Genomic DNA, 26,405 nt, shown 5'->3' on the forward strand with positions numbered 1-26,405 from the left:
AAGGAAATCATCATGAGTGCCAACCTGTTTTTTGTCTCCCTGCTGATCGCGCTGGTCGGCCCGGTCGTTGCGATCACTTACCTCAAGCCCATCCTCTACAAGGTGCTGCGCATGCTGTGCGACGCCGACGGCGGGGCCGAGTTCTGGATACGCTGCGCCTACCTGCTGGCGGTGTCCGGCACCTTGCTGCTGATGCTGACCTTCGGCGAATTCAATGACCGCAGCAGCGTCATCGACACCGTGCGGCGTTCGCTGTGGCTGGTGCTGGCGGGCGTGTTTGTCACCGTGGCGATCATTTCGCGCAATGTGTGGATGCAGGTGCGGCAATGGCTGGCTGCGAAAGAGCTGGCCACCCATGTGCAGGGCGCCCGGATCGCCAAGCCCGCCGAATCCGCTGTATCCGATGAATCCTCCACGGCCGGCTGGCCCGCCTGAAGAGGCTCATGAACGGAGAATCAAAATGATCACCGCAACGCCTGCCACCAGTCGCGTCATCACCCAGCCGGCCAAAGAAGGCGAAGCACGGCTGGCGGACATCAGGTCTTACTACAACGCCGTGGCCGACGACTACCGCGCCTGGAGCCCCGGCATGAACATGCACTTCGGCTACTGGTCCTGGAAGGTCAACCCCTTGGGCCGCGAAGCCATGCTGGAGCGCATGAACCTGGAAGTACTGCACCGGCTGGCCCTGCCAGCCAATGGCGCCGTCCGGCTGGCCGACCTGGGCTGCGGCGCCGGTGCCACGGCGAGGTCCATCGTCAAAGCCCGTAAGCACAGCACGGTAGACGCCGTCACGCTGGTGGCGCGGCAAATCGTGCAGGGAGCCGAACTCAACCAGGCCGCGGCCTTGCCCAACCAGGTCCGCTTTCACCTGGCCGACTATGTGGACACCGGCTTGCGCACGGGTGCCTACGACGGGGTCTACGCACTGGAAAGCGCCTGCCACGCGCCCGGCGCCGACAAGCGCGCGCTGGTGCGTGAGGCGGCTCGCTTGTTGCGTCCCGGCGGCACATTGGTGATTGCCGACGCCTTACGGCGCAACAACAAACCCCTGCCCGGATTCATGGAACGAATCTACAGGCTGTGGTGCCATCACTGGGCTGTGAACGAGCTGGCCGAGAAAGACGCGCTGCACACTGCGCTTGCAAGCCAGGGTTTCACCGACATCCGGTTTCAGGACATCAGCCTGCGCCTGGCGCCGAGTGCATTGCAGATTCCGCTGTTCGCCACGCGCTTTGCCTTGCGTGAACTCTGGCGCGCCCGCTTTCGCCTGTCGCCGCTGCGCCGCGGTCACATCGTCGCATCGTATGCAGCCTTCCTGCTGGGCGTGTGGTTGCCGGGGTTCGGCTACTACATGGTTACCGCGCGCAAAACTGCCGATGACCAAGCATCGCACTAAACCTGTCACAACACCCATCATTGCGTAACAAAACAAGGTGCAGGGGGCAATAAACCTAACGTGCCGACCCCGCGACTGCAGCGTGCTGCATGACCACCGCGCGCACTCCATCGACGACTTTCGCCATGCGCCGGTAATCCAGCCTGTCTGCGGTGTCCTGCGGCGTGTGATACGCCTTGTTCCGGTAGAAAGCCGTGTCGGTGACCATCATTCCCACATAGCCTTCGTTCCAGTAATTGAGGTGGTCTGAAAAATCGACACCCACCACGAAACCCGGCGCGTTGATGGAATACACCGGCAGGTCGGAGGCCGACTTCATCGCCGCCTTGACCTGGCGTGCGATGTCGCCGTCCTGGTAGAAACCCACCAGTGAAATGAAATTTCCGGTAGTGGGGTAGATCGCATTGAGAAGCCGCACGGGATGGTCCTGGCTTCCCGGCTCATCACTGAAGTAGCCGATGCACTCGAGCGACAACATGAGGTATGCGCGCTTGCCGGACTCTGCGAGAGACCGGGCGTGAATGGCGCTGCCCATGTAAGGTGTGCGGAAAAAAGGAGGCTCTTCATTCGTGTAGATCACCAGTTCTACCCGCTGGCGGAAAGATTGGCCCTTGAGCAAGCGTGCCAGCTCAACGAGGCCCGCCACGCCGCTGGCATTGTCGTCCGCGCCGGGCTGCTCACCAGCCACGTCATAGTGCGCGCCCACCACCATCACCTCAGGTGTATCAGGACCCAGCTTCACGACCAGGTTGCGGTATGGCCTGCCTTTGGCCGTGAAGCGTTGGCTCTCCACCTGAAGACCCAGTCCGGAAAGCTGTGACTCCAGATAGACGGCAGCACCTTCAAGCCGGGTTCCGTTATCGAACGTGCGGTTCGGAAAATCGGTGGAGAGTTTGTAGACCAGTTGCTTCAGTCTCGCGGCGGATGCCGTTTGCGAAGCAGGTGCTGGCGTCTCGCCAGCCGGCACAAACGGCTGGGTCAACCGGTACCAGGCATAGCCTGCCGCGGCGCCAGCCATCAGCAAGGGCAGGACAACACCAGCGACGAGGATTTTCCAGCCCCGCCTCACACACAGCCCCATCGCAGGGAAAATGGAGCCGGCTTAATGTGCCTTGTCCCAGTTGGGCCCAACGCCAATCTCCGCCAGCAACGGCACTTTCAGCTCAGCGACGCTGGCCATCAGGCGCGGGATCTCGGTACGCAGCCACTCGACCTCTGCCTCCGGCACTTCAAACACCAGTTCGTCGTGCACCTGCATGATCATTTTGGTGGCGCGCTTTTCTTCGTCAAGCACCTGCTGCACCTTGTTCATGCTGAGCTTGATCAGGTCGGCCGCCGTGCCCTGCATGGGCGCGTTGATGGCCTGCCTTTCCGCGGCCTTCTTGCGTGGCCCGTTGCCGCCGGTGATTTCCGCCAGGTACAGCTGCCGGCCAAATACGGTTTCGACGTAGTGGTGTTCCTGGGCAAACGCCACGGTCTGGTCCATGTAGTTCTTGACGCCGGGATAGCGCTGAAAATACTTGTCGATGTAGGCCGCCGCGGCCTTGGTTTCGATGCCAAGGTTGCGCGCCAGCCCGAAACTGCTCATGCCGTAAATCAGGCCGAAGTTAATGACCTTGGCGTAGCGGCGCTGCTCGCTGCTGACCTGGTCGACCGCCACCCCGAACACCTCGGCGGCCGTGGCACGGTGCACGTCCAGGCCGTCGGTGAAGGCGCGCAGCAGTGCTTCATCGCCGCTCAGATGCGCCATGATGCGCAGCTCGATCTGCGAATAGTCAGCGCTGGCGATCACGCTGCCTGCAGGCGCGATAAAGGCCTCACGTACGCGCCGGCCTTCTGCCGTGCGAATGGGAATGTTCTGCAGGTTGGGGTCGTTGCTGGAAAGCCGCCCCGTGACCGCGACGGCCTGCGCGTAATGCGTGTGCACGCGGCCGGTACGGGGCAACGCCAGCTGCGCGAGCTTGTCGGTGTAGGTACCCTTGAGTTTGCTCAGCGAGCGGTGCTCCAGCAGCTTGGCAGGTAGCGGGTAGTCTTCGGCCAGCTTTTCCAGCACCTCCTCGTCGGTGCTGCGTGCGCCACTGGGGGTTTTCTTGATGACCGGCATGCCGAGCTTGTCGAAAAAAATCTCGCCGAGCTGCTTGGGACTGCCCAGGTTGAAGGGCTGACCGGCGATCTCATAGGCCTCGGCTTCCAGCTGAATGATGCGCTGGCCCAGCTCGTGGCTCTGCGCGGCCAGCGTGGGCGCATCGATCATCACGCCGTTGCGCTCAATGCGGTACAGCGTTTCGCTGCTCTGCATCTCCAGCTCATAGATAAAACGCAGTTTCTCGTCGGCCTCCAGCCGCGGCCACAGCACACGGTGCACGTCCAGCGTCTGGTCGGAGTCTTCACAGGAGTATTCGGCGGCCTTGGCGATGTCGACCTGGTTGAACTTGATCTGGTGCGCGCCCTTGCCGCACAGGTCTTCATAGTTGATGCCGCTGCGGCCCACATGCCGCTCGGCCAGGCTGGCCAGGCCGTGCGGCTTGGTCACTTCCAGCACATAGCTTTGCAGCATGGTGTCGTGCGCATAGCCCTGCACTTCCACGCCGTGGTTGGCAAACACATGGCGGTCATATTTGACGTGCTGGCCCAGCTTGGCTTTGCTCGGGTTTTCCAGCCAGGGTTTCAGGCGCGCCAGCACATCGTCGCGCGGCAGCTGGGCGGGTGCATCAGGGTAATCGTGTGTGAGCGGGATGTAGGCCGCCTCGCCGGGCGTGACACTGAAACTCAGGCCGACGATTTCCGCCAGCATTTCGTCGAGTGAGGTGGTTTCGGTGTCCAGCGCCACCAATTCTGCCGCTTCGATCTTTGCCAGCCAGCGATCAAACGCTTCCCAGGTCAGCACCGTGTCGTAGTTCAGGTTGCTGGCGCGTTCGGCCGGTGGCGTATCGGTCAGGGGCGCTTCGTCAAACAGGCCCGGCGAATCCGAACGGCCGCCTGGACCGCCGGCGGGCACGGGCTTGTGCCTGCCTTCAGGTCCGCCAATCAATTCCGGCGGCGTGCTTTCGATTTCGATCTGCTTGACCAGGCCTTTGAAACCATACTTTTCATAAAAGGCTTTCAGGGGTTCCGTCTGCTGGCCGCCGATGGTGATGGCATCCAGGGCGGGCAGGCCGGGGATGTAGCCGTCCAGTTCGCAGTCCTTCTTGATGGTCAGCAGCTCACGGCCTTTGGGCAGCCAATCGAGTGACTGGCGCAGGTTCTCACCCACCACGCCCTTGATCTCGCCGGCGCGTGCCACCAGCGCATCAAGCGAGCCGTATTCGAGCAGCCACTTCACGGCCGTCTTGGGGCCGACCTTGGGCACGCCGGGCACGTTGTCGACCGCGTCGCCGACCAGGGCCTGGTAATCCACCATGAGCCGCGGCGGTACGCCGAATTCAGCCTCCACCCCGGCCAGGTCGCGCCGGCGGTCGTTCATGGTGTCGATGACGGTGATGTTTTCGTCGACCAGCTGGCTCAAGTCCTTGTCGCCGCTGGAGATGATGACTTCGATCCCCTGAGTTGAAGCCATGCAGGCGAGCGTTCCGATCACGTCGTCGGCCTCCACGCCGGGCACGTCCAGCACTTTCCAGCCCAGCAGGCGCACTACTTCGTGGATGGGTTCGACCTGGCTACGCAGGTCGTCGGGCATGGGTGAGCGCTGGGCCTTGTATTCAGGGTACAGCGCATCGCGAAATGTCGGCCCTTTGGCATCGAACACGCAGGCAGCGAAGTCAGCGCGCACGTCCTTGCGCAGCTTTTGCATCATGTTGACCATGCCGCGTATGGCGCCCGTGGCCGGGCTGGCCGGGTCGCCCGGGTTGGCGCGCAGGTCGGGCATGGCATGAAAGGCGCGGTACAGGTAGCTGGAGCCGTCCACCAGCAGCAGTGTTTTTTTGTCGGTACTCATGAAGCCGATTGTCGGGGATATCGGCCCGCCGCTGCCCGCGGCGCCGATAGCGCCCCGCGCTGGCCTGTGGGGAAGCTTTCCGCCTACAGCCGCAGCCCCCTTATTACGACATGCCGGGCTTGTCGGCCGGGCCCTGCGGCCTACAATGCAGGCATGAACCACGCTTTCCGCCCTCTTCTTGCCGCCGCGTTTGCGGTGCTGCCGCTGGCTGCGGCCATGGCTCAAGCGCCTGCACAAAACGCAGTGCCGCCCGTGACCGCGGAGGCCCCGGCGCCTGCAGGCCGGCCGGACAAGGCGATCCAGCGCATTCGCACTGAAGACGCGGGCAGCCGGATCGACGAACTCCGTGTGGGCGGCGAAACGCAGCAAATCCTGGTCCAGCCCAAAGTCGGCGGTGCGGCTTACGAAATCAAGCCCGCAGAAGGCGCCCGGGGCACCGCCCCCGCGTCGACCAACAACGACACCAACGGCTCACGCGTCTGGAACGTGCTGAAGTTCTGATTTTCGCAGCTCCACGTACTCCAAGAACTCCAGGATCCAGTTTCAGGCATGGCCGTATATACCGAAGTCTCGTTTGACGAGGCTGCAGCGTTCTTGAACGCCCTGAATCTGGGGCAGCTGCAAAATATCAAAGGTGCCGCAGGCGGCATCGAAAACACCAACTACTTTGTCGACACCGACCAGGGCCAGTATGTACTGACCCTGTTTGAGCGCCTGACATTCGAGCAGTTGCCGTTTTACCTGCACTTGATGAAGCACCTGGCGGCGCACGGTATTCCGGTGCCAGATCCGGCAGCCGACCCCAAAGGGAACATTCTTCACCGCCTGAAGGACAAACCGGCCTCCGTCGTCAACAAGCTGCGCGGCCACAGTGAGCTGGCACCTACTGCCGGCCACTGCGCAGGCGTCGGGGAAACACTGGCACGCATGCACCTCGCAGGCCTCGAATACCCGCGGCGCCAGCCCAACCTGCGGGGCCTGGCCTGGTGGAACGAGACCGTTCCGGTCGTGCTGCCCTACATAACACCCGAGCAGCGCAGCCTTATTTTGGGCGAGCTGGCCTACCAGAACCATGTAGCGGCTTCATCCGCCTTTGGCAGCCTGCCGCGCGGCGCCATACACGCCGACCTCTTTCGCGACAACGTGATGTTCGAAGACGGCAGGCTCACCGGTTTTTTTGATTTTTACTTCGCCGGCTGCGACACCTTCCTGTTCGACATTGGTGTATGCCTCAACGATTGGTGCATAGACCTGGAAACCGGTGCGCAGGACGAAACCCGTTCGGCGGCCTTCATGAAGGCTTACGAAAGCGTGCGTCACCTGACGCCGCAGGAGCGCAGGCTCCTGCCAGCCATGCAGCGCGCCGGAGCCCTGCGCTTTTGGCTATCGCGGCTGTGGGACTGGCATTTGCCCCGTGAAGCCGCAGTGCTCAAGCCGCACGACCCCAGCCATTTCGAGCGTGTCCTGCGCGAGCGGCTCACGCACCCATACGTCCTCTAGCCCAAGCCACCCCGCGGGCCTGATTGCCCTTCGGCCAAGGCCTGTGTGAGGGCCAGCGCCAAGCATCGCTGCTTTCAGGCAAACTGCCCTTCTGCAATCGCCCGGTTTCGTCCGGCTCTCTTTTCCCGCTGAAGACCATGAAACTTAATATTGTTCCCGCAAGCACCGGCATGACCTGGGTCAGGTTGGGCATCAAGACTTTCATGCAGCAGCCGCTGGCCATGTCGGGCCTGTTTTTCCTGTACCTGGCCGCAGTCACGGTGCTTTCCTTGCTGCCGTTTTTCGGACTGATCCTGGCGCTGATGATTGTTCCCGCTGCCATGCTGGGCCTGATGGCCGCCACACAGGAAGCCGTGAAGGGAAAATTTCCCATGCCCACGGTGCTCCTCAGCGCTTTTCGCGCGGGACGCGAGCGCTTGGGCGCGATGCTTGTCCTTGGCGCGATCTATGCGGCGTTCTGCGTGCTGATCAACTGGATCGTACCGATGCTGGTGGATCCCCCGGTTGCCGCCGACGCGAGCCGCGAGGCGATGATGACGCCGCAGTTCCAGCTGGCCATGGCCAAGAACATGTCGGTGTCCCTGCTGCTGTACCTGCCGGTGCTGCTGCTGTTCTGGCACGCACCCGCCCTGGTTCACTGGCACGGCATTTCTCCGGTCAAAAGCCTCTTTTTCAGCGTTGTCGCCTGCGTTCGCAACGCGGGAGCCTTCCTCATGTTCGGGCTGGGCTGGCTCGGCGTATCCATGGGCATGGCCATCGTGCTGAGCGTGCTTGCCGGCCTGACAGGCAGCGCCGAGTTCATGGCCGCGGCAATGATGCCCCTGGGCTTGCTCATTGCAGCCATGTTTTCCACCTCGATTTACTTCACGTTTCGTGATAGCTTCGTGGCCACGCTACCCGGTGACTCGCCGGACGGCGCCAATAACCCGGAAAACACCAACAACGACCCCGCTACCCCAGGAGATTCTTCATGACCCAGCACCAGCTGCAAGGCCGTACCGAACAGGAAATTTTGTGGTTTCAACGGCGTGACACGCTCAAGGCGGCAGCCGCCTGGGTGGCAATGGGGGGATTGCCGGCCGCTATGGCCCAGCAGCGAAGCAACATCGTCGAGCTCCGGGGCGATGCCCTGCTCAACGGCAACCGGCTGCAGACCGGCCAAACCATCCTCACCGGCGACCAGATACAGACGGGCCCGGGTTCCAACCTGATGTTTGTCATCGGCAACTCGGCATTCCAGGTGCGTGAGAACTCCATGATGAAGGTGGAACGCGGCAGCTCGCTCAGTACCGTGAGCCTGCTGCGCCTGCTCACGGGCGCCGTGGTCAGCGTCTGGGGCAAGGGCAGCAGCCGCGCCATTGTCCTGCCCACGCTGACGGCCGGCATACGCGGCACGGGCGTCTATGCCGAGGTCTTCGCCGACCAGGGCAACCGCAGCTATTTCTGCAACTGCTATGGTACGGTTGACATGGAGTCGAACGGGGAAAAGACCGTGTCACAGTCAAGTTACCACCAGTCATTCTGGGGCGAAGTGGAGCCCAAAAACGGCCGCCGCCTCACCCCCGCCAACGCGATCAATCACAGTGACGAGGAACTGGAATTCCTCGCCGGCCTGATCGATCAGCGGACCTCCTGGCAAATTGCAGGCAGGAAAGGCATCAAGGACGGTAGCGGAAAAATGACCTACTGATTCCGGCCGCGCCAGCGCTGCCTACAAGGCATCGCCGGATGCGTCTTGCAGCCGCCTGACCAATGCCACCAGTTGCGGCTGCACCTGCGTCATCAGGAAATGCGGCGAAAGATTGAACCCCGGGCCACCGCAGCTCACCACCATGACGGAGCGTCTGCCCGCAGGCCGGAATGCAGCAGCAATAGCGTTAACGTCCTTCTGCCAATCACCAAAAGAGGCGCAGCAGCCGTGATCGCGGTAATGCGCCAGCGCCAGCGCCATCACCTCGCGGGTTTTAGGCCACGCTTCCTCGTCCTGGACCCGAATACGCTCAAGCAGGGTCTCACGCTCCTTATCCGAACAGCCGCACAGGTAGGCTCGCCCCATCGCAGTGCTGGCCAGTGGAATGCGCGAACCCACGTCCAGGCTGAGCGTGAGCGCAGATTCGCTGCGGCAGTTTTCCACATAAATCATGCTCAGGCGATCGCGTATCCCCAACGACACCATGGCCTGCGAACTGTCGGCGAGATCCTGCATCAACGGCCTGGCGAGCTGCCGCATGTCCATGCGCGCCAGCATGGCGCTTCCCAGCGCCAGTACCGCACTACCCAGCCGATAACCGGCGCGGCCGCTGGCGTCCTGCGCATGCTCCAGGTAGCCGTGCTTGGTCAGCGTATAGGTCAAACGCGAAATCGTTGACTTGGGCAGGCCGCAACGGCGTGCCAGTTCCGTGTTGCCCAAGGACCGGTCTCGCGAGCGAAAAGCACTGAGCACATCCAGGCCGCGTGCCAATGCCGTCACAAAGTGCCGATCTTCCTTGGCATGAACAGGGCTGACCGCTCCGGGAGCCGGCCTGCCGGGAACAGGAGATTGAGACATTGCTAGTTCTGCATTGCGGAATAAAAAGTCCAGGGATTGTGGCACCCAGACAGCATTGCACTCATCACCCGAGGGAAATCCACTATCAAAAATGTATCTTAATGTTTCACAATTTGGATGAATGATCAAGCAAACAGTTCTGCAATGCAGAACAAGTAAGTAATCTTAATTAACCAGGAAGACTGATGGAAAACAAAAAAATACATCTCATGGCCAAAGCCATGAGCTTGGCCGCCCTGCTGTCGGTTGTCCTGTCCGGGCAGGCGGCGCCGGCACGCGAAGATCTGGTGATCGGGCAGGTGGCACCGCTGACGGGCACCATAGCCGGAACCGGTAACGAATACGTAGCCGGCGGTGCTGCATATTTCGCCTATGTCAACGACAACGGCGGCATTTATGGCCGCAAGATACGCGTCGCACTGAAGGATGACAGCTACAAACCGGACCAGACCTTGGCCCTGACGCGTCAACTTCTGGCAGAGGAAAAGCCTTTGGCCCTGTTCGGTTTTGTCGGAACCGGCAACGTGCTGGCCCTGAACAAGAACAAGGTGCTTGAGGAAGCGGGCATTGCCCTGCTGGCGCCCTACACGGGTGCTCAAGAGTTGCGCGACCCGGTGAACCCCCTGATTTTTCACATCCGGGCCAGCTACGCCGACGAAACTGCCCGCATGGTGGAACACCTGCACACCATTGGCCTGCGCCGCTTCGCGGTGATGTACCAAGACGACCCCTTCGGTAAAAGCGGCCTGGCAGGTGCGGAAAGCGCGCTGAAAAAACTGGGTATGACGGCCGTGGCCACGGGCAACTATGACCGCACCAAGCCCGAGGAAGTTGATGCAGCGGTCTCGGCCATCACCCCTGCCAATCCGGACGCCATCATCATGGTTTCAGTCAACCGTGCCTCCGCCGCTTTCATCAAGAAGATGCGGGCGCAAGGCAGCAAGGCTCGCCTGTTCAGTATCTCGGTGGTGAATTTCAAGGAACTGCTGAAAAATGCCGGAGAGGACAACGCCCGCGGTATCGGCATTTCCCAGGTCATGCCCTACCCTTATTCCACCCTGGCGCCGGTGGCCCGCGAGTTCCAGACCCTGATGGCCAAATACCAGCCGGACAAGGTGGTTTCTTATGCCAGCATGGAGTCCTTCATTGCAGCCAAAATTCTTGTTGAAGCCATGCGCCGCAGCGGCGCCGATCCAACGCGCCAGAAAATCATCACCCAGCTGGAGAAGATGAACAGCTACGACGCAGGAGGTTTCAAGGTCAGCTTTTCGCCGGAGAACCGTGTCGGCTCGAAGTTTGTTGAAGTGACCGTGATCGGCCGCGACGGCAGGTTGCTCAAGTAGCGCGGCGCACTTCGAGTATTTCGTACTCCATCGCTTCTTCGTAGGTCTTGGCGTCACTGAGCGCCAGGTGCAGCAATATCTTGGGCGCATGGGCCTTGATAACCCTGTGCATCAACACGCCGACGACGACCATCGGCAGGCCCACCCAGAGGTAGCCGTACATGGAAAGCACCACACCGATGCCCAGGAGGGGCAAGGAAATGCCGACCACAAAGAGCCGGTGCTTGACGTATTTTTGTGCACGCTCCGGATTCACGATCACGCGGAACCGGCCGTGCGGCAGGCCGGTGCGGAATTCCTGGTGCGGAACGTAAATCGCTGACGAGCCTTCAGGATTTTCAGTGCCTTCATTTTTTCCGGTCTCGATTCCGGTTTCGGAATTTGTCTCTGTCATTTTTTCCCGTCAGTTTGAATTCAACAAAATGCCGCGCGCGGCGCGGCAACTACACCACCGTCAATTTGGCCACGCTCAGGGCCAGCCACTTCACACCGTGCCGCGTGAAGTTGATCTGTGCGCGCGCATCGTCGCCGCTGCCCTCCAGCATCAGCACTTTTCCTTCGCCGAACTTGGCATGGAACACTTCCATGCCGCTTTTGAGCCCATGCGAAGGCGCATTCTTCTGAGGCGGCACCGGCGGGTTGGCAAAACGCTCTGCGCTGCCGGATTTTGAAGAAAAAACGCCGCTAGCCCAATCTCCACGTGCGCTACCAGCTCCTGAATTGCTAGCACCAGCCCATCCGCCGGAGCCCATGCCCGACGCAAAACCGGGGTTCTTCGGCGTGATCCACTTGAGTGCGGCTTCGGGCAACTCGTCAAAAAACCGGCTCTTGAGGTTGTAGCGCGTCTGGCCGTGCAGCATGCGGGTTTGCGAATGACTGAGATACAGGCGCTTGCGCGCGCGCGTGATCGCGACATACATCAGGCGGCGTTCCTCTTCCAGACCGTCGCGGTCGCTCATCGAGTTCTCGTGCGGAAAGATGCCGTCTTCCAGGCCGGTGATGAAGACGCAGTCAAACTCCAGCCCTTTGGATGAATGCACGGTCATGAGCTGCACCGCATCCTGCCCGGCCTGGGCCTGGTTGTCGCCCGACTCCAACGCGGCGTGCGTAAGAAAGGCCGCCAGGGGCGACAACGTCTCGCCGGTCTCGGTGTCAGGCGCCAGGGCCTCGGGCAAAGGCTCGCTGACAAGCGGCGCGGATGGGTCCAGCCCCTGGCTGGCCGGTGACTGCGTGAGCCGCGCGCCCAGTTCGTCGACCGGCAGCGCCACTGCGTCACGGCCAAAACCTTCCTGGCTGACGAAAGACTCGGCAGCATTGACCAGTTCGGCCAGATTCTCCAGCCGGTCCTGGCCTTCCTTTTCGGTTTTGTAGTGTTCTTCGAGGCCGCTGTGCTGCAGCACCAGCTCGATGATCTCCCGCAGCGTCAGCCCCGTGGTCTGCTCGCTCAGCACCTGGATCTTGGCGGCAAAGGCGCCGAGGTTCGCACCCGCCTTGCCCGGCACAGCGCTCACGCCGTCGTACAGCGAACAGCCGGCCGCACGCGAGATGTCCTGCAACTGCTCAATGCTGCGCGCGCCAATCCCGCGCGGCGGAAAATTGACGATACGCATGAAGCTGGTGTCGTCGTGTGGATTCTCCAGCAGGCGCAAGTAAGCCAGCGCATGCTTGATTTCAGCGCGCTCGAAAAAGCGCAGGCCGCCATAGACGCGGTAAGGCACACCGGCGTTGAAGAGCGCGGTTTCCATCACCCGGCTTTGCGCATTGCTGCGGTAAAGCAGCGCGATCTCCTTGCGCTCGGTGCCGTCACGTACCAGTTGCTTCACTTCATCCACAAACCACTGGGCCTCGGCAAAATCACTGGTCGACTCGTACACCCGCACCGGTTCACCCGGACCCGCTTCGGTGCGCAGGTTTTTGCCCAGGCGTTTGCTGTTGTGGCTGATCAGCTCGTTTGCTGAATCAAGAATATTGCCGAAGCTGCGGTAGTTGCGCTCGAGTTTGATCTGATGTGTCACCTCGAACTCGCGCACAAAGTCAGCCATGTTGCCCACACGCGCGCCGCGAAAGGCATAGATGCTCTGGTCGTCATCACCCACCGCCACCACTGAGCCGCCCGGCATCGCGCCGGTGCCCTGGATCGCATCGGGCCCTTGCCCTGCCAGCATCTTGATCCACGCGTATTGCAGCTTGTTGGTATCCTGAAACTCGTCGATCAGGATGTGGCGAAAGCGCCGCTGGTAGTGCTCGCGCACCGGCGCGTTGTCACGCAGCAGTTCGTAGCTGCGCAACATGAGTTCGCCGAAATCCACCACGCCTTCGCGCTGGCACTGCTCTTCATACAGGGCATAAATTTCGACCTTCTTGCGGCCTTCTTCGTCGCGCACCTGCACGTCCTTGGCGCGCAGGCCGTCTTCCTTGTTGCCAGCAATAAACCACATCAGCTGCTTGGGCGGAAAACGTTCGTCGTCCACATTGAACTGCTTGCACAGGCGCTTGATGGCTGAGAGCTGGTCCTGTGTATCGAGGATCTGGAAACTCTGCGGCAGGTTGGCCAGCTTGTAGTGCGCGCGCAAAAAGCGGTTGCACAGGCCGTGGAAGGTGCCTATCCACATGCCGCGCACATTCACCGGCAGCATGGCCGACAGCCGCGCCATCATTTCCTTGGCAGCTTTATTGGTGAAGGTGACAGCCAGAATGCCGCCGGGCGACACCTGGCCGGTTTGCAGCAGCCAGGCGATGCGTGTGGTCAGCACACGGGTCTTGCCGGACCCGGCACCGGCCAGGATCAGCGCATGCGTATTGGGCAGCGTGACCGCTGCGAGTTGCTCCGGGTTAAGGTTTTGCAGCAGAGGGGAACTGGAGACTTCTGTGGGGACTTCTGGGAACATCCCCCATTGTAGAAAGAACACCGGCTCCGGCACTGTGCCGGGATGCTCCCCGTCCGCCCGAGGCAGATTTTTCTTCACCAGCCGGGGCCGCGGGTCTGGCTTTGCCAGCCCTCGGGGGCAGGGAGCTTGCGCGTTGTGAGCGACCGTGGGGGCTCTAGCTCCCGTCCGTCTTCAGGATGGTCTCGCCCTTGAGCGCTCCTACGTCGCGGATGGCCATGCGGTGGCGCTTCCAGCCGTCCCAGGTACGGCGGAAATTCGCCAGCGAAATACCGTAATAGATCGCCTTGAACATGCGCAGCCGTCCCCAGAACGGCGTCTTGCCGAAAATATCTCCCGCCAGAAGTGACAGCAGGGCTTCCTTGACGCGCAGCGGGTTGGCCGGGTGCATGAACATGTGCCGGATGGTCGGGTTGGTCACGCGGTAGATGAACCACGAATACTCGCTCGGGCCCTTGCGCATCATGGCTTCGAAGCTTTTGCGCACAGCGGGCAGGTCGGCCGGCTGGTCAAGCGCCGTTGCCACCAGCTCGGCACCGTCAAAAGCGCTGTGCATCGCAAGGTAAACACCTGACGAGAACATCGGGTCGATGAACGTGAATGCATCGCCCAGCATCAGGTAGCGGTCGCCGGTAGCGTGGGTGCTGCTGTACGAAAAATTACCGGTGGCATGCACGGCGTCATCGACCAGCGTGGCATTGGCAAGACGCCGTTTCAGCTCCGGAGCCAAGGCAATGGTGTCCATGAAGAACTCGCGCAGCGGCTTTTCGCGCGACTTCAGGTAATACGGCCAGCACACCGCGCCGACACTGGTGGTGCCGTCGGCCAACGGAATAAACCAGAACCAGCCGTGCGGAAACCAGCAGATGCTGATATTGCCTTCGCGCTTTCCCTGCAGCCGCTCGACATTCGTGAAATGGCCAAACAGCGCCGTACTGTTGTGTTCCTTGCTCTTGGCTTTGGAGCGTAGCTTGTTCGCCAGCAGCGTGTCACGCCCGGAAGCGTCCACCACGAAGCGGGCCCGCCAGCTGCGCTTCGCGCCGCCCTCCAGCTCCGCCTGAACGGTGGCGCCTTCCGCGTCAAACACCACATCGCGCACGGTGCAGCCTTCGAGCGTTTTTGCCCCACGCGTCGCCGCGTTGCGAAACAACAGTTCGTCGAGATCAGAGCGCCGCACCTGCCAGGCCGAAGGCATCGATTTGTCCCAGGCGTCGGCGAATTCGATGTAACTGCAGTGCGCGTGTTCGGGTGAAACAAACTCGATGCCCCATTTGGGCATGCCGATGCGGTCAACCTGGTCGCGCACCCCCAGGCGTTCGAAAAGCTCCACATTGGCCGGAAGCAGCGATTCACCGATGTGGAACCGCGGGTGGTGCGCTTTTTCGAGCAGCACCACGTCGCGCCCCTGGGCGGCCAGCAAGGCTGCAATGGTGGAGCCGGCCGGGCCGCCGCCCACAATCAGTACGTCACAGGTGGAAGTAGAAGCAGAAGCGGGGATTTCGTTCATGGCAGGCATTGGCTATGGGTTCGCGCAACGGAATGTCAGGCACGCCGCTGCAATTGTGAAAGACTGCGCGCAGGGTAACACCGCTCGCGCCGCGCGTTCAACTTTGCCTCTTTTGAAATTGTATGGTTCAGTTTCTTCTGCACCCGCCGGGTATACGCCGGACTGCGACCGGGAAACCCGTAAATCCCCGCCCGGCCGCAGCTTCTGCGAACATAGCCGTATTTGGGGTTTTCATGACTACAGGTTTGGGCCAATCAGGGCCGGCTTGGCTGGCGGCCTGCTTTCTGGCGGCGGGTCTCGGGTTTGCCGGCACGGCGCGTGCGCAGTCGTCCTGCTCGAGCGACGGCCAGGGCCGCCCGGTGATGCTGCTTGAGCGTTTTATCAATGCCAACTGCGACACCTGCTGGGCCGACCCGGCCACTCCGCAAGCCACGGCCGGCCAGGTTGCGCTGGATTGGGTAGTTCCGGGCGACAAGGGCAGCGACGCCCCGCTGTCCGCCGTCGCCGCAAGCGAAGGATTGCAACGGCTGGAGGCGCTGCGCCAGGCCGTGCCCGCACAGAGCCTGGCCACCACCTCGCCCATCAAAGCCATCAAGGGCGCCACCCTGCGTGTCGCGCATGGTCTGCCGCTCAGCGGCTACCTGGGCGCTTCCATCGAGCTCAAGCCCATCCCGGCCGCCGCAAAGGGCCGCCAATGGACAGCCTGGCTTGCCCTGGTCGAAACCTTGCCGGCCGGCACCGAAGGTTCCCCGGTCGAGCGGAATTTGATTCGAAACGTGCTCCAGACCAATTGGAACGGGCGCAAGCAGCTATCAAAAACAGAGCAAAACCGGTTCTTTGATGCACGCTCCATGAGCATTGCAGAGGGCGCCAACCCGGACCGTATGCGCGTGGTGGGCTGGGTGGAAAACGAAAAAGGCCTGGTGGTGGCCGCGGCGCAGTCGCGCTGCGTGCCTTAAAAATATTTGGCGTCATTTAACCCCTTTGTGTTGCGCGCGCCGTTTCACGGTGCATCGCCAACAACAAAAGGGGTTTTCATGCCAAACGGCTTTCACGTCTTTCGCGGGTTCACCCGGCTGACTGCCGCCCGCATCCTTCAGGCCGCCGCCGCAGCCTGCTTCAGCCTGCAGGCGCTGGCGCTCAGCCCGATGCCGCAGCCTTTCCCCAACGGAAAGTTCGCGCCGCCGCCCGACTGGCGGCCGCCGGTCATCGCTGTGAACCATGCGGGCCAGCCCATCCAGCTGCGGGCCGTTTCCATCGAAGTCGATCTGTTCGGCGACCAGGCCCGCACCAGCGTCGAGCTGCGCCTTTTCAACCCCAACCCCCGCGTGCTCGAAGGCGAGCTGCAGTTCCCACTGCAGGAGGGCCAGGTCGTGACCGGCTTCGCGCTGGATATCAACGGCCAATTGCGCGACGCAGTACCTGTACCCAAGGCCAAAGGACAGGAGATCTTTGAAGACATACGCCGCCGGCGCGTAGACCCGGGCCTGCTGGAAGCCGCCGCCGGCAACCAGTACAAGCTGCGCGTTTATCCCATCCCGGCCCAGGGAGAGCGCCGCGTGCTCATCACATTCAACGAGACCCTGCCGCGCCAGCGCGATGCGGGTGTACTGAGGGTGCCGCTGGTGTTCGCGTCAAGCGTGGGCCAATTGCAGGTGAAGGTGCGCGCCCATGGCGCAGCCCACCGGGACGTGGAACTGCTGCAGGCGCCCGCCGGCACCGAGCTGAACGCCAGCGCCACCGGCACAGAACTGGCCCTGCAAAAAACGCACTGGCAGGCGCCCCAGGGCCCTGCGGGCTGGCTTCAGGTGGCGCTGCGCCGCACCGGCAAGCCGCAGGTCATGGTCGGTGAATCTGCCGGCAAGCCGTTCTTTGCCGGGCAACTCGACGTGCGCGATGAGCTGGTGAGACGGCCCGCCCCTGCACACATCGCACTGGTGTGGGACGCATCGGCTTCGGCCGCCGCGCAGGCCCGGGTGCTGCCGGTGCTGGAGGCCTACTTCCGCAAGCTGGGCAAGCCCGTCAAGCTCAGCCTGCTCGTGGTGCGTAACAAGGCCGAGGCTGTGCGCAGCTTCACCGTTACGCCGGGCCGCTTCGGTGATCTAGCCGATGCATTGCGCGCAGAGCCCTTCGACGGCTCCAGCAATTTTGACGACCTGCCCATTCCCGCCGACGTGGACACCACCCTGATGGTGACCGACGGCCTGATGACGGACGGTAAAAAACTCATTCGCTACACCCACACGGCACCGGTGATGGTGATCAACGGCGCAGCCTCCGCCGACATGGCGCGCCTGGCCAGGCTGGCCGACCGCACCGGCGGTGCGCTGGTCGATGCTGCGCTGCAATCGCCCGAAGAGGGCGCGCAAGCCATGCTGATGCACGGCTGGCGCATTGAGAAGCTGGACAGCCTGTCCGCGCGGCAACTCGTGACGCCGACAACGCGGATCAGCCAGGGCCGCGTCTCGGTGGCAGGCGAGCTGCTGGACAGCACCGCCCGCATCGACATCACGCTGGCGCACCCGGACGGCCGCAAGCGCACACTGGCGCTGCAGGTCAGCGCCAAGCCGGTCAGCGGCCACTGGCCCGGCCAGCAGTGGGCCCAATGGCGCAGCGCCGAGCTGGCTGAAAATGCCGGCCTGCACAGCGCAGAACTTCAGCGCATCGCGGCGGCGCACGGCGTCGTGGGCCCCAACAGCTCGCTGATCGTGCTGGAGCTGGCCACCGACTATGCACGCTACAACCTCCCGGCCCCGCCCGAGCTGGCGGATGAAGTGGCGCGGCTGGGCCAGCAACAACTCGCACAGGCCGCGCAGACGCGGCAGTCACACATTGAGGCCATGGTGAGGCAGTTTGACGAGAAGCAGCGCTGGTGGGGCAGGGACTTTCCCAAGGAAGCACCCAAACATGCGGAGCCCAAGGCCGAGAAGCACATCAGCCAGGGCGGCCTCGGCAGTCTGGCCGGCACAGCACGGTCGCGCGAGCAAGCCCAGGGCGCACCCGCAGCACCACTTTCCTTCGCCCCTGCTGCCCCTGCCGCTGCAGCCCCCGCAGCCGCACCGGCCGTAATGGCCGAAGCACGCTCCGACGTCATGGACAAACGCAGTGCCAAGGCGGTTGCCGCCGCGCCCGTAGCCACCATCGCGCTGCAGGCCTGGGTGCCCGACGCGCCCTACATGAAGCGCCTGCAGAATGCCGGCAAGGACGAGCTCTACCGCGTCTATCTCGACGAACGCGCCGCCTACCTCAGCAGCAGCTCTTTCTACATGGATGCAGCGGGCGTGTTCTTTGACCGCGGCCTGCCCGAGCTGGGGCTGCGCGTGCTCTCCAACCTCGCGGAGATGAACCTGGAGAACCGCCAGCTGCTACGCCTTTACGCCTACCGCCTGGTGCAGGCGCGCCGCAACGACCTGGCCGTGCCGGTGTTCGAACGCATCAGCGAACTGGCGCCCAATGAGCCGCAGTCCTGGCGCGACCTGGGCCTGGCGCTGGCCGAGAGCGGCCAGCCGCAGCGCGCCGTCAACGCCTTGTGGGAAGTGGTGTCGCAGCCCTGGAACGGCCGCTTCGCCGGCATCAACATGATTGCGCTGGCTGAACTCAACGCGATTGCCGCCCAGCCCGTCGCCAGCGGCCAGCCGGCGCTGGACATGAGCCTTGTGGACACGCGCCTTCGCCGCAACCTGCCGCTGGCCTTGCGTGTGGTCATGGCCTGGGATACCGACGACACGGACATCGACATGTGGGTGAGCGACCCGAACGGTGAAAGGGCCAGCTATGCGAATCGGCTGACCCATCAGGGCGGCGCGATGAGCCCCGACGCCAGGGGTGGCTACGGGCCGGAGGAGTTTTCGCTAAAGACCGCCAAAGCCGGCAAGTACAGCGTGGAGGCGCAGTTCTACGGTCACCGCCAGCAGGTGCTGTCGGCTGGCACCACGGTGATGGTGCGCGTTACCACCGGGTTCGGCACGCCGCAGGCACGTGATGAGTGGACGACCTTGCGCCTGGCGCGCGGCCAGGAAACCGTGCGCGTGGCCGAGGTCGAAGTGCGCTGACGCCTCGCTTCAAACACAAGATGCCACTATGCATATAAAGGCTATACCGCTTTGCAGGGTAACGCCCGCTTGAGAGGCGCATAAAATCAATCACCGGGCCCAAGCAATTGCGCCCGGTTTTTTGTTTCAGCCTTGCCCACGCAAGCGCCTGCCAGCAAGCCGGTCCAGTCCAAGCGCCTTCTGTTCTTCAACAGTTTTTTCAAAGGCTTGGGAATCATGGAAATCTTCGACTACGACAACATTCTGCTGCTGCCGCGCAAATGCCGCGTGGAAAGCCGTTCTGAGTGCGACGCCAGCGCGACGCTGGGCGGCCGCAGCTTTCGCATCCCGGTGGTGCCGGCCAACATGAAGACGGTCATCAATGAGGAGATCTGCGCCTGGATGGCAAAGAATGGCTACTTCTACGTGATGCACCGCTTCGACCTGGACAACGTGCAGTTCGTGAAAGACATGAAAGCCCGCGACGCCTACGCCTCGATATCCCTGGGCGTGAAAAAACCAGACTACGACACGGTGGACCGCCTGGCCGCCGAGGGCCTGGTGCCCGACTACATCACCATCGACATCGCGCACGGCCATGCCGACACGGTGCAGAAGATGATCGCCTACCTCAAGCAGAAGCTGCCGGCATCCTTCGTGATCGCCGGCAACGTGGGCACGCCCGAAGCGGTGATCGATCTGGAAAACTGGGGCGCCGACGCGACCAAGGTCGGCATCGGCCCCGGCAAGGTCTGCATCACCAAGATGAAAACCGGTTTCGGCACCGGCGGCTGGCAACTGTCGGCGCTCAAGTGGTGTGCTCGCGTGGCGACCAAACCCATCATTGCCGACGGTGGCATTCGCGAGCACGGCGACATCGCCAAGTCGGTGCGCTTTGGCGCGACCATGGTGATGATCGGCTCCATGCTGGCGGGCCTGGAAGAAAGCCCGGGCAAGACCGTCGAAGTGGACGGCAAGCTCTTCAAGGAATACTACGGCAGCGCCTCGGACTTCAACAAGGGCGAGTACAAGCACGTCGAAGGCAAGCGCATCCTGGAGCCGGTCAAGGGCACGCTGGCCGATACCTTGCGCGAGATGGAAGAAGACATCCAGAGCTCCATCAGTTACGCCGGCGGCACGAAGCTGCTGGACATCCGCAAGGTCAACTATGTGACCCTGGGCGGCGACAACGCGGGTGAACACCTGCTGATGTAGGCCGGCGGTAACAAATAGTAGCGAGGCCGGCTCCGGCGACAATAAGCCTTGTTCCTGAAGAGACCCACTCCCCTTGCCCACCGCAGCCATTGAAGTACGCCGGCCCTGTTCCGGCGAAGAAGAAGCAGCCCTCATGGACGCCGTCCAGGAGGCGTTGACCTCTGCGCTGAAGGTGCCGCTCTGGACGACCTCCATCCGGCTGGTTGTCCATGAGCCGCAGCGCTTTCGTGCGCCGCCCGACAAAGGCGACCGCTACACGCTGGTGACGATCGACTGTTTCGTCGGGCGATCCCTGGAAACAAAACGCGCCCTGTACCAGGCCATCGTGCAAAAACTCGGGCTGTGCGGCATTCCCGCAGACCACGTGAAAGTGCTGCTGCGTGAGGCGTCACGCGAAAACTGGGCGATCCGGGGCGGCCTGCCGGCGTCCGACGTGGTGCTGGAGTACGACGTCGATATCTAGGACCGGCTACCCGCCAGCAGTTGCAATGCAAGCTGGTGCAGGCGGTGAGACGGCTCCGTCAGCGCCTCCAGGATGCTGAAATGGTTTCGCCCCAGATGGGACTCGCAAACCGGCACCACCCCGGCGCCCCAGGCTTGCTGGATCGACACGTTCTGGCGCAGAAACTCCGCGCTTTCGTCGGCACCCGCCACGCTGTACAAGGTACCGCGGCCCGGCGCCGGCAGCAGGGCCGGGCTGGCCTTGAGCACCTGTTCAGGCGTGAGTTTCAGCGAATCCTTCAGGAAAGGCGTGTGGCGCATGGGTTCAAGGTCGTACAGGCCTGAAATCGACAGGGCATTTTTCAAAAGGTCTGCCGGCAGGTCGCGGGCATAGGCCTGCCAGTCGCACGCCATCAACATGGCAGCCAGGTGTCCGCCGGCTGAATGGCCTACCACCGTGATGCGGGACGGATCCCCGCCGTAGCGGGCAATGTGGCGCCAGGTCCAGGCCAGCGCCGCCACCATCTGCATCGTGATCTGGGGAATGGTCACCGCGGGGCACAGCGCATAGTTCGGCACCACGACGCAGGTGCCGGCCTGCGTAAAGGCCGGCGCCACAAAGGAATGGTCGGCCTTGTCGAGAGACCGCCAGTACCCGCCGTGAATGAACACCAGCACCGGCGCACCGGCCTGGCCCTGGGTGCCGCCATGGGTGGCGAAATCACCCGCCGGAAACACGTCGAGCATTTCACCCGCATGGTTGCCATAGGGAATATCGATCTGGCAGGGCACGCGCTTGCGAATGGCTTGCGAGCTGTCAGCCCAGCGCGTGAAATACACCCCGTGGTCCGACACGAGAGCCCGGTTGTTGTACATGCGGTCAAGCCAGGCGGGATCGGGCTGGGTCATTGTTCTTCTCCTCAAAGTGTCAAAACGGCTTCAATGGGTGCCATCTTGGCACAGCCCGGCCGCCCGCAGCCATTTACGGGTAAACCCGAAATTTCAGGTCTTCGATCACAGTGTATTCTGTATACAGAGTACGAATATGACGCAACAACTGATCAAAATCGAATCCACGCCCGACCTCGTCGACCAGGTCTACCGCAGCCTGCTGGACGCCATCAGCGAAGGCTCGCTGGCACCGGGTGCGCGCATCATGCAGGAAGACATTGCCGAGCAACTCGCGGTGTCGCGACAACCGGTACTGCAGGCTTTGCGCCTTTTGAAGAAGGACGGCTTTGTACTGGACGCCCCGGGGCGCGGCGTGCTGGTGGCGCCACTGGACGTGGCCTGGCTGGTACAGATCTACCAGGTGCGCAGTGCACTCGATGCGCTGGCCGCCCGGCTGGCCGCGCAAGGCCGCTGCCGGCTCGACCCGCAACTGATCAGCCAGGGCCGCAAGGCCGCGCGGGGCGGCGACGTCAAGGCCATGATGGCGGCCGACGCGCAATTTCACGCGGCCATTTACGCCGCCTCGGGCAACCCGTTGATCGCCCAGAGCGCGCAGCTGCACTGGCACCACATCCGCCGCGCCATGGGTGCTGTGCTGCAGGTATCAACCATGCGCGAATCGATCTGGGATGAGCACGAAGCCATTGCCGAGGCCATCGCGGCCGGTGATGAAACCCAGGCCGAAGCGCTGATCCGCGAGCATGGCGAGGAAGCGGGCCACAACCTGGCAAACCTGCTGTCCAGCGCACTCAGCCAAACCGGCGCTCGCGCAGCGCCCTGACACCCGACAACACACACCAGGAGACATGCGATGAAACTGACCCCGGAGCAACTTGCGCAATTCGACCGCGACGGCTACCTGTTTTTCCCCGGTCTCTTCACACCCGAAGAAACCCGGGCGCTCAACGATGCCGTGCCCGAGCTCTACAGCCGGCGCGAAGACTACAACGTGCGCGAAAAGGGCAAGGACGCGGTGCGCACCAACTTCGCCGCGCACATGTACAGCGAACCTTTCGCGCGGCTGGCGCGGCACCCGCGCATGATCGAGCCGGTGGAAGACCTGCTGGGCGAGAAGCTCTACATGCACCAGTTCAAGATCAACGGCAAGATGGCGTTTGAAGGCGACGTGTGGCAGTGGCACCAGGACTACGGCACCTGGCTCAACGACGACATGATGCCGACCGAGCGCGCGATGAATGTGGCCATCTTCATGGACGACGTGACCGAGCACAACGGCCCGCTGATGTTCATCCCCGGTAGCCACAAGAAAGGCGTGGTCGATGCGAAACACGACCTGACCACCACCAGCTACCCGCTCTGGACGGTGGACAACGATTTGATCCGCCAGCTGGTGCAGCGCGCCGGCGGCAAAGGCACTTACGACGCGGCGGGCCGCCACGTCGGGGGCGGCATCGTCAGCCCCAAGGGCCCGGCCGGCTCGATGATCCTCTTTCACTCCTGCCTGGTGCACGCCTCAGGCAGCAACCTTTCGCCCTTCAACCGGGTAAGCGTTTACCTGAGCCTGTGCGCCATCAGCAACCACATCCGCCGCCACAAGCGCCCCGAATACATCGCGCACCGCGACTTCACGCCGATCGAATGCCTGCCCGACGACTGCCTGCTCAAAGACTACCCGGTGGATCTGCCGTGGAAGGACGGCGTGCCGGCGAGCGCGCTGCAAACCTCGATGGAAGAACTGAAATTGGCTGCGTAACCATTGGCAGAACTGATGATGAATATGAATCGCTTGGCTTGTATCGCTTTCGGAATTGGCCAATTTATTGCGTCACCCGCAACTGCCGAGGAGGAACTCGGTGGTCCAGGCACTCATTGCGAAACGCATGAACTGGTCGTGTTGTCGTGCCCAATCGCGGGGAAAAGCGATAAACACATGTCGATCTGCCGCACATCTGCCCAGACATCCGCGAATGCCTACATGCAATACCGTTTTGGCAAACTAGGTCAGACTCCCGAGCTGACATATCCAGCTACGACCCAAATGCACGCCAGGGAAGCGTTTCAGTTTTCCGTACGTAGCCCGAATGGTTGGACAGGTGCAGATAACCTTCATTTCAAAATCGGCCAAGCGTCGTACACCGTGTACCAATTTTCCTCTGCGCGATTCCCTGAAAAAGAAGCAGGCGTCGTAGTACGCGTGGGAGAAAAAAAACCCATATACATCGAATGCACGGAATCCAGCACGAGTCATTACAGAGACCTTAACGAACTGCGCAAGTTGGAATTACCTGAGATGACAACCCCCGTCGTCTTCGGTCCAAAAGCAAACAAGATTTATCGAAATTAATCAGCAAGACCGCTCATCCATGAACCTTTACTCCAAACTCCAGCAGCGCGCGGCCGAAGGCAAACCGGTGCGCATCGGCCTTATAGGCGCCGGCAAATTCGGCTCCATGTACCTGGCGCAAGTTCCACGGACGCCTGGCGTACACCTGGTGGCGATTGCCGACCTGTCGCCTGACGCGGCGCGCACCAACCTCGCCCGTGTGGGTTGGAATCCGGCTCTAGCCCAGGCAAAATCTGCGCAAGCAGCTATCAAAACAGGAGCAACCTGGATCACCGACGACTGGCAGGCAGTGGTGACGCATCCGCAGATCGACATCATTGTGGAATGCACCGGCAATCCGATCGCGGCGGTAGAGCATTGCCTGAAAGCCTTTGCACACGGCAAGCATGTGGTCAACGTCACGGTAGAAGCCGATGCCTTTTGCGGCCCGCTGCTGGCGCGCAAGGCCGCAGAATCCGGCGTGGTGTATTCGCTGGCTTTCGGTGACCAGCCGGCGCTGATCTGCGACCTGGTGGACTGGGCGCGCACCTGCGGCTTTCCGGTGGTGGCGGCAGGACGCGGCCACAAATGGCTGCCGCATTTTTGCGAATCAACACCCGAAACCGTGTGGGGCAACTACGGCCTCACGCCCGAACAGGCCGCGCGCGGAGGGCTCAACCCAAAGATGTTCAACAGTTTTCTCGACGGCTCCAAGCCCTCCATCGAATCGACTGCTGTGGCCAACGCCACGGGCCTGACCGTGCCCAGCAATGGCCTGCTTTACCCGCCGGCCAGCGTGGAAGACATTCCCTACGTGACACGCCCCATCAGCGAAGGTGGCGTGCTCGAGCGCAAGGGTATGGTCGAAGTGATCTCGTCACTCGAAGCCAATGGCCGAAAAATTCCCTATGACATCCGCATGGGCGTCTGGGTCACGGTAGAGGCCGAAACGGACTACATCAAGAACTGCTTTGAGGAATACAACGCGCACACCGACCCGAGCGGGCGCTACTTCACCTTGTACAAACGCTGGCACCTGATCGGGCTGGAAGTCGGCGTGTCGGTCGCCAGCGTCGCGCTGCGCGGCGAGCCCACCGGCGTGGCGACCTGCTGGAACGCCGACGTGGTGGCCACCGCCAAACGCGACCTGAAGCCCGGTGACATGCTGGACGGCGAAGGCGGCTACACCGTGTGGGGCAAGCTGCTGCCGGCCGATACTTCCATGAAGATGGGCGGGCTGCCGCTGGGCCTGGCGCATAACGTCAAGGTCGTGCGTGCGGTCAAGAAAGGCCAGAGTCTGAGCTGGGCCGATGTGGCGATGGACACATCGACCCACGCCTGGAAAGTGCGCCAGGAGATGGAAAGCATGTTTGCGCCGGCGCTGAAAAAAGCCGCCTAGAAAGCTGCCTGACAGCCTTCTCCCCGCCGGTTCCTTCATGATGGTTCAACGCCATTCCGAGGACATGAATTGACCATCACAAGTGACACGCCCCTGCCCCGTATCGCATTTTTGGGCATGGGCATCATGGGCCTGCCCATGGCCAGGCGCCTGTGCGAAGCGGGCTACACACTGCAGGCATGGAACCGCACGCCGGGCAAGGCCGACTCGCTGGCGGCGCTAGGCGCCACGCCACATACACAAACCAGTGCCGCGGTGGCCGCAGCCGACATCGTCATCAGCATGCTCGAAAGCGGCCCGGTCGTGGAAGACGTGCTGTTCACGCAGGGCGTGGCCGCCGCGATGAAACCGGGCGCGCTCTTTTTAGACATGGCGTCCATCCAGCCGCGCGAAGCGCGCGACCATGCGGCGCGCCTGGGCGCATTGGGCATTGCCCATGTGGACGCACCGGTGTCGGGCGGCCCCGGCGGCGCACAAAGCGGCACGCTGGCCATCATGGCCGGAGGCAAGGCGGAAGATTTTGCGCGGGCCCTGCCTGTACTCAAGCACCTCGGCCACGCCGTGCATGTGGGCCCGCACGGCAGCGGCCAGCTCACCAAGCTGGCCAACCAGATGATTGTGGGCATCACCATAGGCGCGGTGGCCGAGGCGCTGCTGTTCACCGCGCGCGGCGGGGCCGACATGGCGAAAGTCAAGGAAGCGATTACCGGCGGCTTTGCCGACAGCCGCATTTTGCAGGTGCACGGCCAGCGCATGGTAGAGCGGGATTTTTCGGCACGCGCCCGGCTGTCGATACAGCTGAAAGACCTGCGCAATGTGTTGGCCACCGCACAGGAAATCGGCTTTGAAGCGCCGGTCACCGCCCTGTTCGAGCAACTTTACGCGGAGGGCATGGAGCATGGCCTGAGCGATCTGGACCATTCGGGCTTGTTTGTCGAGCTGGCCAGCCGCAACGGAATGAACTGACA

The 26,405-nt window shown here is 62.4% G+C and carries 23 protein-coding genes; 16 read left to right on the forward strand and 7 right to left on the reverse strand.

Going from position 1 to position 26,405, the window contains the following annotated elements:
- Positions 1–12: 12 nt before the first annotated feature.
- Positions 13–435, forward strand: a complete 423-nt coding sequence (locus AC1DVV_RS11505; protein WP_457279998.1) for a hypothetical protein — start codon at positions 13–15, stop codon at positions 433–435.
- Positions 436–460: 25 nt separating this feature from the next.
- The gene (locus AC1DVV_RS11510; protein WP_457279997.1) at positions 461–1,399 is read left to right on the forward strand and encodes an SAM-dependent methyltransferase; all 939 of its coding nucleotides are present in this window, start codon (positions 461–463) and stop codon (positions 1,397–1,399) included.
- Positions 1,400–1,454: 55 nt separating this feature from the next.
- On the opposite strand, the gene AC1DVV_RS11515 is transcribed toward AC1DVV_RS11510, so the two are convergent.
- Both AC1DVV_RS11515 and polA read right to left on the reverse strand, forming a co-directional pair.
- The gene (locus tag AC1DVV_RS11515; RefSeq protein ID WP_457279996.1) at positions 1,455–2,468 is read right to left on the reverse strand and encodes a M28 family peptidase; all 1,014 of its coding nucleotides are present in this window, start codon (positions 2,466–2,468) and stop codon (positions 1,455–1,457) included.
- Between the two features lie 33 nt (positions 2,469–2,501).
- A complete protein-coding gene (polA, locus tag AC1DVV_RS11520) occupies positions 2,502–5,333 on the reverse strand; it encodes a DNA polymerase I (RefSeq protein WP_457279995.1) in 2,832 nt (943 codons plus the stop codon).
- Between the two features lie 153 nt (positions 5,334–5,486).
- On the opposite strand from polA, the gene AC1DVV_RS11525 reads away from it, so the two are divergent.
- The 4 genes from AC1DVV_RS11525 (at position 5,487) to AC1DVV_RS11540 (ending at position 8,523) form a co-directional block, all read left to right on the forward strand.
- Positions 5,487–5,834, forward strand: coding sequence for a hypothetical protein (locus AC1DVV_RS11525; protein ID WP_457279994.1), 348 nt, complete (start codon positions 5,487–5,489; stop codon positions 5,832–5,834).
- A gap of 48 nt (positions 5,835–5,882) precedes the next feature.
- Positions 5,883–6,833, forward strand: a complete 951-nt coding sequence (locus AC1DVV_RS11530; RefSeq protein ID WP_457279993.1) for a homoserine kinase — start codon at positions 5,883–5,885, stop codon at positions 6,831–6,833.
- Between the two features lie 137 nt (positions 6,834–6,970).
- A complete protein-coding gene (locus AC1DVV_RS11535) occupies positions 6,971–7,807 on the forward strand; it encodes a BPSS1780 family membrane protein (protein ID WP_457279992.1) in 837 nt (278 codons plus the stop codon).
- Positions 7,804–8,523 (forward strand): FecR family protein, encoded by a 720-nt coding sequence (locus AC1DVV_RS11540; RefSeq protein ID WP_457279991.1) that lies wholly within the window; start codon positions 7,804–7,806, stop codon positions 8,521–8,523. The genes AC1DVV_RS11535 and AC1DVV_RS11540 overlap by 4 nt, the downstream gene beginning before the upstream one ends.
- A gap of 21 nt (positions 8,524–8,544) precedes the next feature.
- On the opposite strand, the gene AC1DVV_RS11545 is transcribed toward AC1DVV_RS11540, so the two are convergent.
- The gene (locus AC1DVV_RS11545) at positions 8,545–9,381 is read right to left on the reverse strand and encodes an IclR family transcriptional regulator (RefSeq protein ID WP_457279990.1); all 837 of its coding nucleotides are present in this window, start codon (positions 9,379–9,381) and stop codon (positions 8,545–8,547) included.
- A gap of 185 nt (positions 9,382–9,566) precedes the next feature.
- Between AC1DVV_RS11545 and AC1DVV_RS11550 the strand changes: the two genes are divergently transcribed.
- Positions 9,567–10,724 carry an ABC transporter substrate-binding protein gene (locus AC1DVV_RS11550; RefSeq protein ID WP_477689241.1) on the forward strand — a complete coding sequence of 386 codons (1,158 nt, stop codon included), beginning with the start codon at positions 9,567–9,569 and terminating at the stop codon, positions 10,722–10,724.
- Here AC1DVV_RS11550 and AC1DVV_RS11555 read toward each other — a convergent pair.
- From AC1DVV_RS11555 to AC1DVV_RS11565, 3 genes are all read right to left on the reverse strand, one after another.
- Positions 10,717–11,118 (reverse strand): hypothetical protein, encoded by a 402-nt coding sequence (locus tag AC1DVV_RS11555; protein ID WP_457279988.1) that lies wholly within the window; start codon positions 11,116–11,118, stop codon positions 10,717–10,719. The genes AC1DVV_RS11550 and AC1DVV_RS11555 overlap by 8 nt on opposite strands.
- A gap of 49 nt (positions 11,119–11,167) precedes the next feature.
- Positions 11,168–13,612: a UvrD-helicase domain-containing protein gene (locus AC1DVV_RS11560; protein WP_477701813.1), complete on the reverse strand. Its 2,445-nt coding sequence runs from the start codon at positions 13,610–13,612 to the stop codon at positions 11,168–11,170.
- A gap of 154 nt (positions 13,613–13,766) precedes the next feature.
- Positions 13,767–15,116: an NAD(P)/FAD-dependent oxidoreductase gene (locus AC1DVV_RS11565; protein WP_457279986.1), complete on the reverse strand. Its 1,350-nt coding sequence runs from the start codon at positions 15,114–15,116 to the stop codon at positions 13,767–13,769.
- Between the two features lie 233 nt (positions 15,117–15,349).
- On the opposite strand from AC1DVV_RS11565, the gene AC1DVV_RS11570 reads away from it, so the two are divergent.
- The 4 genes from AC1DVV_RS11570 (at position 15,350) to AC1DVV_RS11585 (ending at position 20,825) form a co-directional block, all read left to right on the forward strand.
- Complete coding sequence (locus tag AC1DVV_RS11570; protein WP_477701814.1) at positions 15,350–16,075, forward strand: hypothetical protein; 726 nt, start codon at positions 15,350–15,352, stop codon at positions 16,073–16,075.
- 78 nt (positions 16,076–16,153) lie between these two features.
- Positions 16,154–19,168, forward strand: a complete 3,015-nt coding sequence (locus AC1DVV_RS11575; RefSeq protein WP_477665584.1) for a VIT domain-containing protein — start codon at positions 16,154–16,156, stop codon at positions 19,166–19,168.
- Between the two features lie 216 nt (positions 19,169–19,384).
- A complete protein-coding gene (locus AC1DVV_RS11580) occupies positions 19,385–20,362 on the forward strand; it encodes a GMP reductase (RefSeq protein ID WP_457279983.1) in 978 nt (325 codons plus the stop codon).
- Positions 20,363–20,435: 73 nt separating this feature from the next.
- The gene (locus AC1DVV_RS11585) at positions 20,436–20,825 is read left to right on the forward strand and encodes a tautomerase family protein (RefSeq protein WP_477701816.1); all 390 of its coding nucleotides are present in this window, start codon (positions 20,436–20,438) and stop codon (positions 20,823–20,825) included.
- Here the strand turns inward: AC1DVV_RS11585 and AC1DVV_RS11590 are convergent.
- On the reverse strand, positions 20,822–21,712 hold the full coding sequence (locus AC1DVV_RS11590; protein WP_477701817.1) for an alpha/beta hydrolase: 891 nt from the start codon (positions 21,710–21,712) through the stop codon (positions 20,822–20,824). The genes AC1DVV_RS11585 and AC1DVV_RS11590 overlap by 4 nt on opposite strands.
- A 136-nt stretch (positions 21,713–21,848) precedes the next feature.
- On the opposite strand from AC1DVV_RS11590, the gene AC1DVV_RS11595 reads away from it, so the two are divergent.
- The 5 genes from AC1DVV_RS11595 to AC1DVV_RS11615 all read left to right on the forward strand — a co-directional run bounded on the left by AC1DVV_RS11595 (position 21,849) and on the right by AC1DVV_RS11615 (position 26,403).
- The gene (locus tag AC1DVV_RS11595; RefSeq protein ID WP_457279980.1) at positions 21,849–22,535 is read left to right on the forward strand and encodes a GntR family transcriptional regulator; all 687 of its coding nucleotides are present in this window, start codon (positions 21,849–21,851) and stop codon (positions 22,533–22,535) included.
- A 30-nt stretch (positions 22,536–22,565) separates the two neighbouring features.
- Positions 22,566–23,468 carry a phytanoyl-CoA dioxygenase family protein gene (locus tag AC1DVV_RS11600; RefSeq protein WP_477665580.1) on the forward strand — a complete coding sequence of 301 codons (903 nt, stop codon included), beginning with the start codon at positions 22,566–22,568 and terminating at the stop codon, positions 23,466–23,468.
- A gap of 3 nt (positions 23,469–23,471) precedes the next feature.
- Positions 23,472–24,059 (forward strand): hypothetical protein, encoded by a 588-nt coding sequence (locus AC1DVV_RS11605; RefSeq protein WP_477707189.1) that lies wholly within the window; start codon positions 23,472–23,474, stop codon positions 24,057–24,059.
- A 19-nt stretch (positions 24,060–24,078) separates the two neighbouring features.
- Positions 24,079–25,437 carry an NAD(P)H-dependent oxidoreductase gene (locus tag AC1DVV_RS11610; RefSeq protein WP_477665579.1) on the forward strand — a complete coding sequence of 453 codons (1,359 nt, stop codon included), beginning with the start codon at positions 24,079–24,081 and terminating at the stop codon, positions 25,435–25,437.
- 69 nt (positions 25,438–25,506) lie between these two features.
- Positions 25,507–26,403, forward strand: coding sequence for an NAD(P)-dependent oxidoreductase (locus AC1DVV_RS11615; RefSeq protein ID WP_477701819.1), 897 nt, complete (start codon positions 25,507–25,509; stop codon positions 26,401–26,403).
- The last annotated feature ends 2 nt before the right edge of the window (positions 26,404–26,405 follow it).

Source organism: Polaromonas sp. P3_B4 (genome assembly GCF_056402835.1).